This is a genomic window from Paenibacillus sp. FSL P4-0081 (genome assembly GCF_000758565.1).
Classification (GTDB): Bacteria; Bacillota; Bacilli; order Paenibacillales; family Paenibacillaceae; genus Paenibacillus_AQ; species Paenibacillus_AQ phytohabitans.
In genome coordinates this window covers 3,083,549-3,100,679 of the sequence record NZ_CP009280.1, presented here as the reverse complement: position 1 = coordinate 3,100,679, position 17,131 = coordinate 3,083,549, and the positions used below count along the sequence as shown (strand labels likewise).

The 17,131-nt window shown below is 53.6% G+C and carries 9 protein-coding genes (1 of these 9 only partly in view); 5 read left to right on the top strand and 4 right to left on the bottom strand.

Annotation, left to right across the window (positions count from 1 at the left end; translation table 11 throughout):
* Positions 1 to 106 precede the first annotated feature (106 nt).
* From P40081_RS12785 to P40081_RS12765, 5 genes are all read left to right on the top strand, one after another.
* Positions 107 to 997, top strand: coding sequence for a LysR family transcriptional regulator (locus P40081_RS12785; protein ID WP_042135881.1), 891 nt, complete (start codon positions 107 to 109; stop codon positions 995 to 997).
* A gap of 215 nt (positions 998 to 1,212) precedes the next feature.
* Positions 1,213 to 2,916, top strand: coding sequence for a methyl-accepting chemotaxis protein (locus tag P40081_RS12780; protein ID WP_042141026.1), 1,704 nt, complete (start codon positions 1,213 to 1,215; stop codon positions 2,914 to 2,916).
* A gap of 88 nt (positions 2,917 to 3,004) precedes the next feature.
* Positions 3,005 to 3,571: a helix-turn-helix domain-containing protein gene (locus P40081_RS12775; protein ID WP_042135880.1), complete on the top strand. Its 567-nt coding sequence runs from the start codon at positions 3,005 to 3,007 to the stop codon at positions 3,569 to 3,571.
* Between the two features lie 224 nt (positions 3,572 to 3,795).
* The gene (locus P40081_RS12770) at positions 3,796 to 5,007 is read left to right on the top strand and encodes a CynX/NimT family MFS transporter (protein WP_042135879.1); all 1,212 of its coding nucleotides are present in this window, start codon (positions 3,796 to 3,798) and stop codon (positions 5,005 to 5,007) included.
* Between the two features lie 274 nt (positions 5,008 to 5,281).
* Positions 5,282 to 5,632, top strand: a complete 351-nt coding sequence (locus tag P40081_RS12765) for a hypothetical protein (RefSeq protein ID WP_042135878.1) — start codon at positions 5,282 to 5,284, stop codon at positions 5,630 to 5,632.
* A 14-nt stretch (positions 5,633 to 5,646) separates the two neighbouring features.
* Here the strand turns inward: P40081_RS12765 and P40081_RS12760 are convergent, their stop codons facing one another.
* From P40081_RS12760 to P40081_RS36350, 4 genes are all read right to left on the bottom strand, one after another.
* On the bottom strand, positions 5,647 to 6,135 hold the full coding sequence (locus P40081_RS12760; RefSeq protein ID WP_042135876.1) for an LURP-one-related/scramblase family protein: 489 nt from the start codon (positions 6,133 to 6,135) through the stop codon (positions 5,647 to 5,649).
* A gap of 180 nt (positions 6,136 to 6,315) precedes the next feature.
* Complete coding sequence (locus tag P40081_RS12755) at positions 6,316 to 7,512, bottom strand: NADH:flavin oxidoreductase (protein WP_052421798.1); 1,197 nt, start codon at positions 7,510 to 7,512, stop codon at positions 6,316 to 6,318.
* A gap of 16 nt (positions 7,513 to 7,528) precedes the next feature.
* The gene (locus tag P40081_RS12750; protein ID WP_042135874.1) at positions 7,529 to 9,208 is read right to left on the bottom strand and encodes a thioesterase domain-containing protein; all 1,680 of its coding nucleotides are present in this window, start codon (positions 9,206 to 9,208) and stop codon (positions 7,529 to 7,531) included.
* A protein-coding gene (locus P40081_RS36350) for an SDR family NAD(P)-dependent oxidoreductase (RefSeq protein WP_052421797.1) crosses the window boundary here: on the bottom strand, positions 9,201 to 17,131 show its 3' portion. Its footprint extends 5,416 nt past the window's final position; 7,931 of the gene's 13,347 nt are visible here — the last part of the coding sequence; its start codon lies off the right edge, out of view — the gene reads right to left on this strand; it ends in the stop codon at positions 9,201 to 9,203. The genes P40081_RS12750 and P40081_RS36350 overlap by 8 nt, the downstream gene beginning before the upstream one ends.

The window sequence follows — 17,131 nt, the reverse complement described above, 5'->3', positions numbered from 1 at the left end:
TCATAGCCTCCAATCCTAATTTGCTTACAAAACTAATGATAATCTAAGCAAAGTATATTAGAATAATGCATATTAGTAATACTAGGTATAAAGAGAGGTAATATGAATGTCTATCAATTTGGAATGGTACCGAGTCTTTTATTGGATTGCCAGAACTGGCAGCATATCGCGGGCAGCAGAGCATCTTCATATCACTCAACCGGCTGTCAGCCATACCATTAAACAGCTGGAGAACTCCCTTGGTGGACAGTTGTTCTTCCGCACTGCTAAAGGAGTCATCTTGACCAAGGAAGGCGAGGTACTGTTTCATTACCTGGAGCAGGCTTTCAATTTCGTAGATATCGGAGAAAAGGCCCTTGCAGAGATGAATAACTTGAACAGCGGAGAAATCGCAATCGGGGCAAGTGACACGTTGTGCAAATATTTCCTGTTACCGTATCTGGAGCAGTTTCATGCCCTGCACCCCCGGATCAGAATCCGGGTCACTAACCGGACGACACCAGAGACAATAACGCTGCTTAAGGAAGGAAAAATCGACTTCGGTATAGTCAGTCTGCCTGCCTCTGACAAACAGGTCGAATTCTACGAGAGCCAACCGATCCAGGACAGTCTTGTCGGGGGAAAGGACTTTCAGAATTTGGCGGCAGAAGGCCCGCTTGCCATCGAAGCCCTCCATCACTATCCTCTGCTGATCCTGGAGCCGGGAAGCAGCACAAGACGTTATCTGGATCATTATGCCGCTTCATGTGGAGTAAAGCTGGAGCCTGAATTCGAGCTGGGAAGCGTGGATCTTCTCGTGCAATTCGCCAGCAGCGGATTTGGTCTTGCTTTTGTCGTGCGGAATTACATCACCGAGGAGCTGAAGTCCGGTAAGCTCTTTGAAATCCCTTTGAAGCCACCGATTCCTGAACGGCGGATCGGGATTGCGACGCTGCGGGGAGTCCCTCTATCTTCGGCGACCCGGGCTTTCTTAGAGCTATTACCTAGAATGACCTGAATACGTTCAGGCAAATCGGGTAGGCAATCATAATCCAATCTTCCACTCCGTGTCTCCCTTTGTTACGCAGGAAATTACATTAAATTTGTATGATTATAATTTTCATATCTTCAATTAATGCCAAAAGCTGTCGATATACATTTGACACCTATTTTTGCGCAGCATATTGAGGAGTGGGAAACATGAAAGACACACAGAGAAACCTGTTGGGGAGCATGAAGTTGACGATTCGCATGAAATTATTGATGGGATTTCTGGTTGTGGTTGCACTGCTCGCCTTCGTAAGCACCTATGCCTTAAATCAGATCTATGTAATGTCCGAAACCTCCGAGGAAATCGATCAGGAGTGGATGCCGAGCGTCAGCTTACTTGGCATGATGAATGGTGACATTTCAGATGTGGAGCGGCTGGCTCTTGCCGTCATCGTTGAGACGGATCTGAGTGAAATTGCGAAGATGAATGAAGCTTTGGAGCAGCTCAAAGTCAAAATTGAGGATGAGCGCAAACAGCTGTTTACCCTCATTGAGGGCAGTGACGAAGCGATGGTAATGTATAATGCCTTCAGCACCAACTATGATGCCTATATGGCGAAAATGCCTGCCTTTATCGAATTTGGGTTAGCTAACAACTTTGAGGATGCCAGCAGGCTGCATACAGAGGCTTACCCGTTATGGTATACAGCCAATGACACACTCGCTCAGTTAATTGCCATGGGCAGTGATTTATCGGGACAGGCTACAAAAGATTCACTGTCAGAGGCCAATCGTGCATTCATTATCATTTTGGCGGTGACGATTATTTCCTTCCTGATTGCCTTATTTATAGCCTTCTTCATTGCAGCCATGATATCAAGACCCATTCAGAAAATGAATGCTTCGGCGTTGCTTATAGCGAACGGGGATCTAACTGGTGAAACCATCACACTTAAAAACAAGGATGAGCTCGGTACATTGGCTGCCTCCTTCAATACCATGACTGGTAACTTGCGGGCGATGATTCAATCCGTCTCCATGACTTCCGAGCAGGTAGCCGCTTCTTCGGAAGAATTGCTGGCGAGTGCAGAGCAAAATACGAAAGCCTCCGAGCAAATCTCCGAAACCGTCGAGGAACTAGCCTCTGGTACTTCTAATCAGGTGAAGATGGTGAATAATTCTTCACAGGCAATGAGCGAGATGGCCGATGGTTCGGAGCAGATCGCCCTCCTTGCCCAGAGCGTATCCGTACTCGCTGTAGATGCCGCGAATCAATCGGCTGAAGGCAACAAGGTCATCCGGCAGGCAGTGGACCAAATGGGCTCCGTGCGTACTTCTATATCCTCATTGACTGAGCTGGTTACCGGTCTGGGGGAACGCTCTGCTGAGATTGGCAGTATTACCGGGGTAATTAATACTATCGCAAGTCAGACCAATCTGCTCGCATTGAATGCGGCTATCGAGGCTGCGCGTGCAGGGGAACACGGCCGGGGCTTCGCTGTTGTAGCCGGAGAAGTACGTAAACTAGCCGAGGAATCCTCGAAATCCGCGCAAAAAATTACCGATCTTGTCCAGCTGATTCAGAATGATACGAACCATGCAATCCTGGCTGTGAAGGTAAACAGCAATGAAACCGAAGCCGGAATTGAGATTGTTACAGCGGCTGGAGAAGCATTCGAGCATATCTACGAAGCCGTGAACAGGGTCGCTGATGACATTCAGGGAGTAACTGCCGGTTCAGAAGAAATGTCAGCCAGCGCAGATGAAGTGGTCGGATATATAAGCCAGATCTCCAGCATTGCCGGGGAAGCATCCGGCGGGGTTCATAATGTATCTGCTGCAACCGAGGAACAGCTCGCTTCCATGGAAGAGATTGCAGCGTCGGCAGAATTCCTCTCTAAGATGGCAGAAGAATTGCAGGGACAGATCAACAAATTTAAAGTGTAGATAGTCACCATCAAATACTGCTCGTATGGAAAAGAGTCAGAATAAACAATATACTAGCTATACAGTTATTTGTTGAGGTGAATATCCAATGGATGAAATCGATGAATCAAAACAACTTGTATTACAAATCGGCAGTGCCTTGAAAAGGTACAGAAAAGAAAAAAACATGAGTCTGGAGGATTTAGCAGAATCAACGGGCGTAAGCAAACTTACTCTGGGTAATATCGAACGCGGAGAGACCAATCCGACTCTGGCGATGATATGGAAAATTTCAAAGGGCATCTCATTACCGCTGTTGGCTTTGTTCAAATCAGAGGACCCTGTCAGCTTGTACCGGGCAGGCGAAGGGCTCCGGTTTTCGAATGACAATAAGAATTGGAGCATAGAGCCCGTCTTCAAAAATGCCAGCAACGATATTGAAATGTGCCGGGCTTATTTAAACCCTAATAGTTCGTACCATCCTGAAGGTCATCATGTAAATACAACTGAAATTGCAACAGTAATGACGGGTTCTATTGAAATTCAGGTCAATGGAGAGCGTTACACCTTGAATCAATATGATACAATCAGTTTTCGTGCAGATAGTCCTCACTCTTATACCAATAATACGAATAGCGAAACAGTACTCCATATAGCCTTGAAATATGGTTTCTAAAATTCAAAGCCCCACTACAATATGCAACTCTGTATTCCATTTATATATGGGAACGCAGCGTTGCATTTTTGTTTTTAACGAATGTAATAATTTTAAATATTCAGGAATTAAATTCCTTAAAATCGTTAATTATAAAATACTTATTGTCAATTTTAATATATTATATTATACTTTCGTTGTCCGCGCGGATATTATACTATACTGTTCTGGTAGGAGAATGAAGAATGCCGAATAAAAAAAATTCACCATCATCTATTGGGCTGCTAATACTCGGCATTATCATTATTGCAGCTAATTTACGTGCTCCCTTAACCTCAGTCGGTCCTTTAGTAAGCCTTATAAGGGATGACGTTCATATTTCCAATACTTTAGCGGGCCTCTTAACAACGGTACCTCTGCTTACCTTTGCTTTATTATCGCCTCTAGTCCCAAAACTGGGACGGAAGCATGGAGTAGAACTTTTAATCTTGATTGCCCTGATCTTTTTGACTGTTGGTATTGGAGTACGTTCTTTATCTGGCGCTGTAAATCTGTATATTGGAACAGCAATTCTCGGATTCGCCATTGCGGTTTGTAATGTATTATTACCGAGTCTAATCAAACGTAATTTTCCTCACAAAATCGGTTCCATGACTGGTATTTTTGCAATTTCAATGAGTTTATCCGGAGCCGTCGCATCGGGAATCAGTGTACCGCTAGCCGCGGATGCTGGTTTCAAATGGCAGGGGTCCTTGGGAATATGGGGAATCCTAAGCTTCATATCGATTCTTTGCTGGTTACCTCAAATGAGAAATCATATGAAGCAAACAACCCTGACGGGCCAACAGCAGGCTGGCAATGATGTGAATGTCTGGCGTTCACCTCTTGCGTGGCAAGTGACGCTGTTTATGGGTACGCAGTCCATGATTTTCTATGTGCTGATCGCTTGGTTGCCTGAAATTCTACAACAGCAAGGCATTGACTTAAACCAATCAGGATGGTATCTCTCAATTATGCAATTAGCGCTGCTTCCCTTTACCTTTATTGTCCCTGTTATAGCCGGGCGTATGTCAAACCAGCGTTCCCTGGTGGTCATCACAACCATTTTACTTTTGACAGGAACGCTAGGAATGCTTTATGGAAGCTCCAATATCATTTTGTTGTGGATTATAATACTCGGAATTGGCGGAGGCTTCGCCTTTAGCTTATCCATGATGTTTTTCGGGTTACGTACTCATAACGCGCATCAGGCAGCAGAACTATCAGGCATGGCCCAATCGGTCGGATACCTACTTGCCGCAATCGGCCCTGCCCTTATCGGTTATCTGCATGATGCCACAAACAGCTGGAACCTGCCGCTCTTCATTCTGCTTGGAGCTTCAGTCCTACTCTTCATAGTCGGCATAGGAGCAGCAAGTAACCGTTTTGTAGGCAGCAAGTCAAGTCAACGTGGTTAATGGCGGCCACAAGGATGTACAGCACGTAGAACATTAGCTCAAAAAAACAGCGGCAGTCAAGGATATTATTACATCCATGGCTACCGCTAAATATGCTTTGTAGCTGGTAATCATTGCTTTATCACTCATAATTAATCATTGTGTGGTGCTGGTACCTGACCACCCTTTCAATGATTTCACTTCACAACGTTCGGCTGTCACTGCTTCCTGATCTCCTGTTTCTGAAGTTAACGCGTAAAATATTTGGTAATTACTCTCGATAATAGACAAGTGGGTGGATGAAATTTCAAAAAAAACCTTCATCTTGATTGTATTCATCATTATATTTCAAGGGTGTTCACTTAAGGATAACACTACCGAATATCCCGTACTTCCCTACCCACCAGTTATTGTATGGAATAACAAAGCCTACGTAGTTACTGATGACACAATCGCAGCAGAGCGGATAGGCAAAGAAATCGGAACTGTAAAAAGGTACATCGACCCGGACAAATCCTTGCCGGAGCAGGATGGCGATTCAACCATTGCCCCGAAGGGGAGTCCATTTTATGAAGTTGAGGGCCAGGACGAGGCTTCCGTTATCGCTGTCCAGATTGAAGGAGAGTATAGAAAAGCTTTCAGATAACTGCACGGTAATAATCACTGCTGGGAAGCCGCGGCATCGTCAGCCTTCACACAATCAATGGCGACCACAATCGCAATGATGACGGCCTCCATCTCCTCTTTGAATACTTGAACACTGTAGCTATCGCCCCAGGTGAACCACTTCTTGTTGACCTCACCTATGACGGCTCCGCGTTGGATGACCTGAAAATCCATGTCCCACCAATTCCCATGCACCTCAATGTCAGCCGAATCTATCGTATAGCGTGCTTTCAGGAAAGAAAATTCCTTCTTAATCGTGAGCACCTCCCGGCCGTCCACCTCCACAAAAAACTTCGGTAAAAAGCTGAATACCTTCTTGGTAATCAATGCGACTTCCTCATCTGCTGTATTCATAATAGAGAAAGTCTTAGGAATCCTCATAAAGCTGCCTTCTACATAATAGACATCCTGCTCCTGCTGATTCTTCACCGTAAACTTCTCTCTTAGACTGAACACCTTCTGCTTAATAAAAAGCTCCGTCATCCCCGTCTCCTCCTATGTCATAGAGTCTGATTGTTTTCTGAATACTATAAGTATGAGGCAACTATTTAACATTAACCAGCAATGTAGTCATTGACATACGCCCATGTATACAAAAAAAGCCTGAACCCTATGAACAGGCTCAGGCATTCAGGCATTTCAGTCACCGGCCAGGCTTGATGCCTACTTGAAGGTCTCCCTCCAATTCTCTGCGTTCGTCGCGAGATATAACTCCTTCAATTTGCCGTATTTCTTATACGGACAGCAAAATTCCTTACGCAGTACAAGCAGGCAGGCGTTACAGGAAATACAATCCGCCCTGGTGAGTCCTTCCCCGTGCAGCCAGCGGTTAGGCAAATCCGGCTCGGAAATAAGCGGACGGCACAGCGACAGGAAATCGGCGTTTCCGTTCTGCGCGATCTCTTCCATCCGCTCGATATTACGGTGTCCGCCTACCAGGATAAGCGGAATGGAGAGACGGATATCCTTGATATAATCATAATAATACGACTGCTTGGCAAGCCCGCCAATCTTCGTTCTTGCTTCGGGAATCGGGACCGGTGTAAAGCCTAATTCGTCCTCGGACCGGACGAGACAATCCCACATGCCCCCGCTTACCTCGATGGCGTCGACGCCGGTCGTTGCAATTTCGTCCAGCAGCTCCGGGAAGTTGTCCTTGTTAATGCCGCCTTCTACATGATCGTCGCAGTTCAGCTTGATGAGGATCGGAAAGTCTCCAACTTCCTCTCTCGCCAGCGCAACGATATCCCGGATAATGTTCGCCCGCTTCTGCACCGAACCGCCGTACCTGTCAGTACGCCTATTCGTATAAGGGGACAGGAAGGAGCTGAGCAAATAGCCGTGCGCCGCATGAAACTGCACACCGTCGAACCCGGCCTTTTGAACCCGGACAATCGCATTGGCGAAATACCGGATGATTTGCCCGATTTCATCCGGCTGCAGCTCCCGGGCTTTTTTGATCAGAATCGGAGACTCCACAGCCGAGGGCGCGATGCAGTCCGCCGTTACATAGTGATGCACCTGCCGGCCGGGATGGTTTAACTGCGCGATGACGATGCATTCCGGATCGGTCTCATGAACGGTGTGCGCGATTTTGGCTACCTCGGGAATGAATTCGTCATCGTAGATGCAATATTGGCCCTCCGTTCTTTTGGCCGTCGGCGTTGCCGCCATGGCGCCGGTAACGATGGTTCCGACTCCGCCCAGCGCCAGATCCTTGTACACCTGCAGAACCGATTGCGATATTCTCCCGTCCGTCGACATTTGGCTCTCACCTGTAGCAGAGCGCACCAGCCGGTTTTTCATGACGAGATTGCCGATTCTTCCTTCGGAATATACCTTATAATGCTGCCTGCTCATGAGTAAGTCCCCCATTCTAATGATTCGCCCTCTGTATTTGATTCTCTTCAATTAACGCAGCGATCGCCTCGGCCGGCGGACCTTCCATACGGTACAGCATTCTGCAAAACGTTCGTACCGCTTCCATCGCGCGCAGATCGGACAACATCCGGTAATGGCTGTCCGATCCGGCCGTCATAACCGACATGCGGGGCAGCCATTCTTCCCACGCCTTCCAGTAAGGGATAGCGTCAGCCGGTCCTGTCCCGTTGTCATCCAGGCAAAAATAAGGCTCCAGCTCTCCATAGAACGACCCGCCCCGGCAGCGGAAATAATAACAGGACGGTTCCGCCGGTGCATCCAGTGGCGCAATAACGTACTGGTCAAGCCCGTAAGCCTCCTGAACCCGAATGCTTTGCTCCAGCCGCTCGCGCCACGCTGCTTCGGACCCGTTCAACCCCCGTGCACTGGCCATCCCGAGCAACTGCTCCAGGAACAACTCCGGATCTTCGTGCAAATAAGCACGGGCCTCGTCCTGATGGATAAGACGGCCCGCCCATGATTTGGGCTCCGGCGATAATGCGGATAAGAGTGCCGAGTTCACCGCCTGCAGCGCAATCGTTTTTCTATAGAATGCCTCGTCTTGAAGCGCTTCCCGGTAAGGGGTGTGCAAATAAGAATCGAGCATGACGATTGTCTGAACGCCCTCTCCAAGCTCTTGAAGCTGCCGGGCAACTTCGTAAGCGATACGCCCGCCAAGCGAGAAACCTCCGAGGTCATACGGACCGTGCGGCTGAACAGACATGATGATATGGACATAGTACGCCGCCATCGCTTGAATGCCGTGCAGCGGCTTGCGGCTGGACATCCAGCCCCGGGCCTGGATGCCGTACATCGGACGCTCGGCTTCTTGAGCGATCGGCTTGTAGCCGCTGACGATGGCGCTTCCTCCGTGAATCCAAAACACAGGACGGCCGGAAGTGCGGTGATTGAGCGCAATCAGCTCGGGAAATAAAGGCCGTGAGCTGGCGGCATGGCTGGCGGCTTCAGAGCGCTCAGGCAGCTTAATTGGGGCTGCCTGAGCAGTTGCATGCACTTCTTCTATAGGCTCATATACGGGCAACGTGACAATAGGGAAATGTTCCGCAGGGACCGCGGCCGCCTCTGCGTTCACGGCGGAAGCCAGCCATACCGAAAGCTCCCGCAGGCTCGCGTGCGCATGGATATCCTCCAGGGTAACCGGGACGCCGAACCGGTTATGAAGGTCCCGGACCCATTCGACCCCCGATATGGAGTCCAGCCCAAATTGGGTGAACGGCTCCTCCGCGTCCACATCCCCCGGCAACATGTCGAGAACGCCGGCCAAGCTTACCGCCAGCTCTTCCCTCAGCTTCTCCGCAGTTGCGGTTCCCGCTACAGCGCGGGAATGGCCTTCATCTGCAATGCCCGGCAGCAAGGCTTCGGATAAAGGGCGAAGCGTAATGCCGCCCGGCTTCGCGGATGCCAGGGGAGACACTGCGGGCTCCGCTTCCGGTGATAACCGCTGCACCTGGTGACCAGCCACAGCGTTGTCAGAGTAAGAGCGGGCAGCGGACAGCTCCCCGTTCAGCTCTTCAAGCACATTGCCGTGAAATTGCCGCAGCAAATCAAGCGCCTCGGCCTTAGCCAGACGATGCTGTTTCATCTCATTCAACACATATTGCAGGAATTCAGCCATAGGTCCTCCTTTGACGGATCACGTCTCTTATATTCGATTGGATCTCATCGGCCGCACGGTCGATGCTGATGGAATCGTCCATGATCCGATCCAGCAGCTTGCCATAGAAGCTGCTGTCAAATACATCGCTGCTCAAGCCGCTTGCAGCTGTTGACGCCAGCATACCGGGGGTCCCGGTTCCTGCCGTCATGAGCCCCGCGGCTGCCGGTTCATCCTTATGCGGGACCGGGATCGCAAGCGGCTCCGCCGGCGGCTGTTCCGCCTGAGGCTTTTCTGCCAGTGGCTGACCTTGGCTGCTTCCCCCTCCGCCCTCCGTAAACCAATACCGTTCTCTGGCGAACGGATAGGTTGGCAGGCTGATGCGCTGCGGATGCGGGCCGTCGTAGAGCTGTGACCAATCGAGCTGCAGGCCTCTCGTCCACAAGCTCAGCAGCTTGTCGAACTTGCGCTGCCGCATCCACTTGCTCAGGACCTCCTGCATTTCATCGTCGGAGCTGAGTGCGGCGATTGTGTCTTTGTTCTCCTTAACCCGTCCCCGGTATAGACCCGGCACCTCAGAAACACCGTCGCCGAGAAGCTGCAGCACTGCGCCTAACTCTTCAAGTGTTCCGGCAACGCAGGCAGCTCTTTCTTCCATCGCTTCCCGCCCCGTCTGGAGCGTATAAGCGATCCGGCTCAAATCTGATTCTTCATACCGTCCTTCCTGAATGGCAGACGCAAGCTGCTGGGCGATCAGCTTAAGCTGATCCCCGCTTCTGGCCGACAGCACAATGAGGCACGGCCTGGATGCATCCGTTCTCTGCTGCGGCACGGTGTACGGATTCGGCATATATTCCTCCACGACAAGATGCGCATTGGCGCCTCCCGCCCCAAACGAAGAGATGCCGGCCCGGCGCGGATATTCCCGCCGGGTGCCGTCAATGGTAAGGACAGGCCGGTTCCAATCGGCAAGCTCCTGCTGGACGATGAACGGCGTGTTACCGAACTCGATGCCCGGATTCAGCGTTGTCGCGTGCAGAGAAGGGACGAGCTGCCGGTGGCGGAGCATTAGCAGCACTTTGGTCAGTCCGGCGATGCCGGCTGCGCTCTCAGAGTGCCCGATGTTGGACTTCACCGACCCTAGGGAGCAGAATTGCTTATCTTGCGTATCCCGTTCAAACGCCCGGGTCAATCCGGTGATCTCAATCGGATCGCCAAGCGCGGTTCCAGTTCCGTGAGCCTCTATGCAGCTAATCGTTCTGGCATGGACATTGGCCCGTTTGAGCGCATCTGTAACGACCTCATACTGGGCCAGCGGGTTCGGGACCGTATAACCGTTCGTCCGGCCTCCGGCATTGAGCATGCTTCCTTTAATAACGCCATAGATGTGGTCGCCGTCCCGCACCGCTTTATCCAGCGGCTTCAGCACAATGGCGCCTACGCCTTCCCCATCAACGAAGCCGTCAGCTCCGGCACCGAACGACCTGCATTGATCCCCGGAGGACAGCATGTTCATGGCCGACAGCCTTAAATAATGGTTCGGAGACTGAATCAAATTGACACCGCCGGCGATTGCACATTCGCTTGTGCCGTTGTTCAGGCTGTCAATGGCCAGATGAATCGCCGTTAACGAGGAGGAACAGGCCGTATCGACCGCCATGCTCGGGCCACGGAAATTGAACAAATAGGAGATGCGGTTCGCGATGGACCAATAACTGGCACCCGTCGGATAATTCCCGTTCATCGCCCCGACATATACGCCTACCTTGCCGCTGGCGCATAGCGTAGCAGGCGTATAGCCCGCATCTTCTATGCTTGAATAAGCGGTTTCGAGGAATAGCCGTTCTTGAGGGTCCATCTGCTTCGCTTCTTTCGGCGAAATGCCGAAGAACAGCGGATCGAACCAGTCGTATCCTTCAATGAATCCGCCCCATTTGCTGTACATCGTCCCTCTTTTGCCGCGCTGCGCTTCATAATAATCCGCCCAGTCCCAGCGATCCTTGGAAATTTCGGTAATGCCGTGTCTTCCCGCCTTCAGCTGCGCCCAGAATTCCCGGATGTTTCCGGCACCCGGATAACGTCCCGACAGCCCAACGATAGCGATATCGGCTGACGCCGTTACGGCCGCGGATGTCCGGGCAGTATTCTGCGGAATCGAAGCAAACCGGCTGCCCGGCCGCGGATTTCCGGCTGCGCCTGCAAGGGCCGGCTCCGGCTGTGGCCCTTGGATACCGCCGTCATTAGGCCGTGCCCCGCCGGTCCCGGATTCATCCGGTCCGAGCAGCACCGCGAGCGTCTCCTGATGTGCCGTCAAGAAATATCCGGCAAGCTCTTCGACCGTCTGATATTCGAAGAATACCGTGCTGTTCACGCTGCCGAACTCTTCACTTAACGCATTCGTCAGCTGTACAACCAGAATGGAGTCGATACCGTAGTTTTCGAACCGCTCCCTAGGATCGAGCTGTCCGGTTGGCATCTTGAGCACTTCCGCTATGCGCCGGCGCAAATATGCAATAGTCTTCTCCCTCAGCGTGCCTGCGTAACGCTCTTCTGCCCCTGCCTTCACCGGCTGGACGGGCAGAACGCTAACACGATCCTCCTTGTTCGCCGCCTCGCTTTTCTCTTGAACGGGCTTCACCTGCTGCCGTACCACGCCATCGCTTTCCGCCATAATAATCTGCTGGCCCCATGAGTGTACAGTCTCAGCAGGGAAGTGAACCGAACGGAATCCTTCGTCTTCAAGCACGTTCAGCCACGTCCCCGGCGATAAACCGGGTGAGCCCGGCATACGAAGCCGGGCGTCTTCATACCGCCACCACCCATCGAGCAGCCCGAAGGTCAGATGCGTAAACATGGATTGTCCGTGCAGCTCGTTCAGCAGCAGCAGGCCGTTCTTTTTGAGTACGGCTTTGGCGTTGCGCAGCGTGTGGCGAATGTTCTTCGTCGCGTGAAGTACGTTAGCCGCAATGGCGATATCGTATTCGGCCGGAAGAATCTGCTGGCCGGATAGCGGTGACTCGACATTGAATAGCTGATAAGTCAGGAATGAATGGTCCGGTCCATATGTCTCCTTCGCATGGATCAGGAAGGCTTGCGAGATATCGGTATAGCGATATTCCTGAATGTTGTCGGCATATGCCTTCAGCTTGCGCAGGACCCCGGCACTCGTGCCGCCGGTTCCCGCCCCGATCTCCAGAATGCGAATGCGGGCGGACGGATCTAGCTGAATCCGCTGCTTCACATAAGCGGCAACGACATCGCCGAGCACTTCATTGAAAGCGTCCGCCACCGGATTATGCTTATAGACGCCTTCTACGAGCTCCATGGATGAATTCGGAAACATTACATCCGTTGCCGGAAGCTTGCCCGATAAAATATCCGGCAATGCACGCAGCGCCGTCTCCGCGAGCGCAATCTGCGCCGCCATTCCGCCGAAGGCGAGCCATTCCTTCTTTTTGCGGTCCCAGTCGGACCACAGCGCCTCCATCCTGGCATTGGCTGGATACAGCCCCTTGCCGGCGCTGTCTTGCTGCACACCCTTTCGCTCTCTAAGCAGCGCAATACTCGCATCAAGCCATCTTGAATACCGGCCATGTACGCCGTTTCCCTGCACGTAGCCGGTATTGTCCGCTGCCCGGCTGAACATGCCGGACGCAAGCAGCTGCCCTTCGAGCATCCGGCAGAGCTGTGACTCCATATCTTGAAGCGCCGCATATCCTTCCCCCGTAAGTCCTGCCGCCGCGGCTGCCGGGTCAGGGAGAACACTGGCAAGTTGCTCCGCCGATTGAACGCTGTTGTCCGGATGCAGGAATAGCTGTTCGTCCTGCGAAATGCCCTCGATCGTAAGGCCCCCAGTGGTCTTGAGCAGAGCCAGCTGATTCAGCGGGCCGGACAGAAGTCCGCCGAGCGCCTCCATCGCCTCCTCCGGCTCAATGGATCCTATCCCCATCTGTGCCATTCGTTCCTGATAAGCATCGGAAGCAACGACACCAACGCCGCCCCAGTAGCCCCAGTTCATCGTTTTGACCGGATAAGGCGAGCGGGCGGCAAGCTGATGCGCATAAGCATCCATGAATGTGCATCCGGCGGCGTAATTGCTTTGACCCGCCGATTTCATGAAGGCATTCATGGACGAGAAGAACAGAACGAAATCGGGCGTTTCCCCGGCGAGCAGCTCCGCCATATTGACGCTTGTATCGACCTTGGCCACAAGGGCGGACCGAAAACGGGCTTCGTCCATGTTCGCAAGACTTTGGTCCGCCAGCACGATGGCCGAGTGAACAACCCCGTCAATGCGGCCGAACCGTTTCTTCGCCGCGTCGTAGGCAAGCTGCAGGGAGCTGCGGTCGGATGCGTCCCCGGAAATATAGACAGGTGCTTCACCGAAGGCACCCAGCCGGTCAAGCTTCGCCTGGATCAATTCATCCTTCTCGCGGCGTCCGATCCAGACGATATGCGCCTGCCAGGTGCGGATCATATATTCGCTCCAGACCTCGCCGATGCCGCCGGCTCCGCCGATCACCACGTAGACGCCGCCTTTTCTGTACAAAATCCGTTCCGGGGTATTATTGTTACTCCGGTTGACCGGAATGAGCTTCTGGCGGAACCACTCTCCGCTTCGGTAAGCCCAGGCGTTGCCCTGCCGGTCTGCGGGCAGCGACAATAGCTCCTGAAGCGGCCACTGGCCGCCGGACTCCAGATCGATTAGCCGTACGCTCCAATTCGGATATTCTTTGGCGAGCGAACCAATCAGCCCGTGCACGCCGGCGTGTGCCGCATCGACGTCATCTCTCCGGCCTACGCTCTGCGTATGTCCGGTAATGACCGTCCAGCCGGTTTTGCTGCCTCCTCCGCCTGCAAGCAGCACGGCCTTGATCAGCTTGAACAGCTGGAAGACGCCGGCTTGCTGCGCGCGGGTCAGTGAAACACCGGGCAGCGAGCCTTCGGCAGCATCCGGTGCAATCCAAACGATATGCTCCGGCATCCCTCCGTCCGCAAGCCGCCGGGCGATCTCTTCGATCGTATCCTCCGGCTGGAACCTAAGTGATTGCGCGTGTGGAAGCAGCTGTTCCAAAGCCGAACTGTTCTTAGGACCGGCATCGCCGACAATCGTTATGCGGCTATCAGGCTTCGGCCACTCTTGAACACGTTCGACAGGCACGGTGTCCCATACAGGGTGTAACGTCATAAGAGCGGAAGGAGTCTGTCTATCCGCTGCCGCCGTTGCCATAATACTGGGCTCCGTCCGAACAGCGGGTACGGCATCGCCATCCATCCCCCTTACGGAATAGCCTTTCAGACTTGCGATAACACCGCCCTGCTCATTGCACAGGTCAATGTCCATCTTCCGTACTTTGCCGCTGGCCGTGTCGCCCCCGCTCCAACGGACATAAGCCCATACGACGGAGGAGTAACGGCCGTAAACGGTCAACTCCTCAAGTGTAAACGGAAGCATCGGCTTCAAGCCGGCATCCTCCTGCCCGATGCCGTCCATCAGACCGATCGCAGCTTGGAACGCCGCGTCCGTCAAGCTCGGATGCAGAATGAACCGGTCCGCCGAAGGGATGGCCGATGCAGGAAGAACCAGCTTCGCAAGCGCGCGCCCGTCACCCGCATACACGCAATCAACAGCCCTGTGGGCTGCGCCGTACTCAATCCCCATCCTTTGGAACGCCGAATAACAATCATCGGCCGTCAGGACGCGAATGCCGCACTTTGCGCGCAGGGACGCCAATTCCAGTGCAGGAGCAATTTCACTGCCGCTCCATTCCGCACGTCCTTGGCTATAGATGTTATCCCCGCTTGCTCCTGCATTGCCGCCGTAGATCTCGAATGCGATGTCCCCGCTCTCCTGCGGGCGCAGCCCGATATGAACGTTCGACGTCCCTTCGCTGATTGTGCAAGGTCTCACCCAGACCACCTCCTTCAGCCGAAGGCCCACCGGAATGCCTTCACTCCTGCCGCTGGCTTGGGCCGCAGCATAAATGGCCATCTCCAGCTGCGCCGCGCCGGGCAGCACCTTCTGCCCCCTGACGACATGATCGGCAAAGAAAAACTCGGTTCCCGTAAAGGCCGAGCTGTAACGCTGCTCCGAGAAGTCGGATGTATTGGCGTACAGCAGCGGATGCAGCAGCTCACCGGCAGGAGCAGCAGACCCGCTTCCCTCGCCTGCGGAGCCGGTATGACCGCCTCCCGCATCCGCCCCCGGCTTCGGAGACCAGTACCGGTTCTTGGCGAACGGGTATAGAGGGAGGGCAATCCGCCGAGGCTTCCGTCCCTGGTACATGCTGCTCCAATCGACCGAAAGCCCTTGCACCCACCAGTCGAGCAGCTTCGTATACTTTCTTTTGGCAAGCCATGCATCGACCGTGTGCTGCAAATCCTCATCTGCCGTTAAGACGGCCGCTGCGCCGTCATTAATTCTTCCCCGGCCGTAGAACAGATCCCCTGTCGTACGGTCTCCTCTCAGGTAAGCGGCCAGCTTGCTCTCAACCTCGCCTATGCTGTCTGCCAGAAGCGCGAGCCGTTCCTCCATCACCTCCCGGCCGGTCTGCAGCGTATGGGCTATACTGGCCAAGTCGGCATCGGTGAACGCTTCTTCACGAACTGCATCCAGCAGCGCCTGCGCAAGCGCGCGCAGCCGTTCCTCGTTCTTGGCGGACAGCACGATCACCGCAGGCAGCGGATAAGCCGCCGCGGGACCCGCACCCGCCTCTGCGGCAGGAATATATTCCTCCACCAGCAAATGCGCATTGGAACCCCCGGCCCCGAAGGACGATATACCCGCCCTGCGCGGATATTCCCGCACCGAGCCGGACTCACGCAGGACCGGCCGCTTCCATTCCGCCAGCTCCCGCTGTACGACGAATGGCGTTGAGGAGAAATCGATGTTCGGATTGAGCACGGAGGCATGCAGGGACGGCGCCAGCTGCCCATGCTTCAGCTGCAGCAGCACCTTCGTCAAGCCGGCAATCCCGGCCGCGCTTTCGCAATGGCCGATATTAGACTTGGCCGAGCCGATGGCGCAAAATGCCTTATCATCCGTATATGCCGAGAACGCGCCCGACAAGCCCGCGATTTCTATAGGATCGCCGAGCGATGTCCCGGTACCGTGAGCCTCGATGTAACTGACCGTTCTCGGGTCGAACCCCGCCCTGCTCAGCGCCTGCTTGATCACTTCAGCCTGGGCATTGGGATTCGGAACCGAGTACCCGTTCGTTTTGCCGCCGTGATTGATTGCACTTGCTTTGATCACGCCGTAAATCCGGTCCCCGTCCGCAACCGCTTCGGACAACGGCTTGAGCAGCACCGCGCCGACGCCCTCCCCGGGCACGTAGCCGTCGCCGCCTTCGCCGAAGCTTTCGCAGCGGCCCTTGCTCGACACGAATTTCCCCTGCGCAAGCATCAGATATTTGTTCGGATGAAGCGACAGGTTGACGCCTCCGGCAACGGCTACGCCGCACTCCCCTTGCTGGATGCTTTGGCAGGCCAGATGAATGGCGGTCAAGGACGAAGAGCACATCGTATCGACGGCTATGCTGGGCCCCTGGAAGTTATACCAATAGGACACCCGGTTCGCAATCGAAGACGGGCTGCCGGCGTAAGCGATTCTTCTGCCCGAAAGCTGCTCCTGCGCCCCGTACAGCTGGTACTCCTCATACATGACGCCGGCATAAATACCCACCGGAATCCGGCGGTTCAGCTTCCGGTTGAACGCAACCGATTCCCTCGTATAACCGGCGTCCTCCAGTGTATGGTAGACGCATTGCAGAAACAGCCGCTCCTGGGGATCCATTACTTCTGCCTCCAGGGGCGAAATCTGGAAGAACAACGGATCGAACTGATCCATCCCGTCCAGGAAACCTCCCCATTTGCTGTAAGTGGTGCCCAGCTTGTTCTTATCTTCGTCGAAATAAAGGGAGTGATCCCATCTTTCCGGCGGGA

Coding starts and splice junctions, on each gene's coding strand:
- P40081_RS12785 (WP_042135881.1), top strand. CDS start 107: ATGTCTATCAATTTGGAATGGTACCGAGTCTTTTATTGGATTGCCAGA.
- P40081_RS12780 (WP_042141026.1), top strand. CDS start 1,213: ATGAAGTTGACGATTCGCATGAAATTATTGATGGGATTTCTGGTTGTG.
- P40081_RS12775 (WP_042135880.1), top strand. CDS start 3,005: ATGGATGAAATCGATGAATCAAAACAACTTGTATTACAAATCGGCAGT.
- P40081_RS12770 (WP_042135879.1), top strand. CDS start 3,796: ATGCCGAATAAAAAAAATTCACCATCATCTATTGGGCTGCTAATACTC.
- P40081_RS12760 (WP_042135876.1), bottom strand. CDS start 6,135: ATGACGGAGCTTTTTATTAAGCAGAAGGTGTTCAGTCTAAGAGAGAAG.
- P40081_RS12755 (WP_052421798.1), bottom strand. CDS start 7,512: ATGAGCAGGCAGCATTATAAGGTATATTCCGAAGGAAGAATCGGCAAT.
- P40081_RS12750 (WP_042135874.1), bottom strand. CDS start 9,208: ATGGCTGAATTCCTGCAATATGTGTTGAATGAGATGAAACAGCATCGT.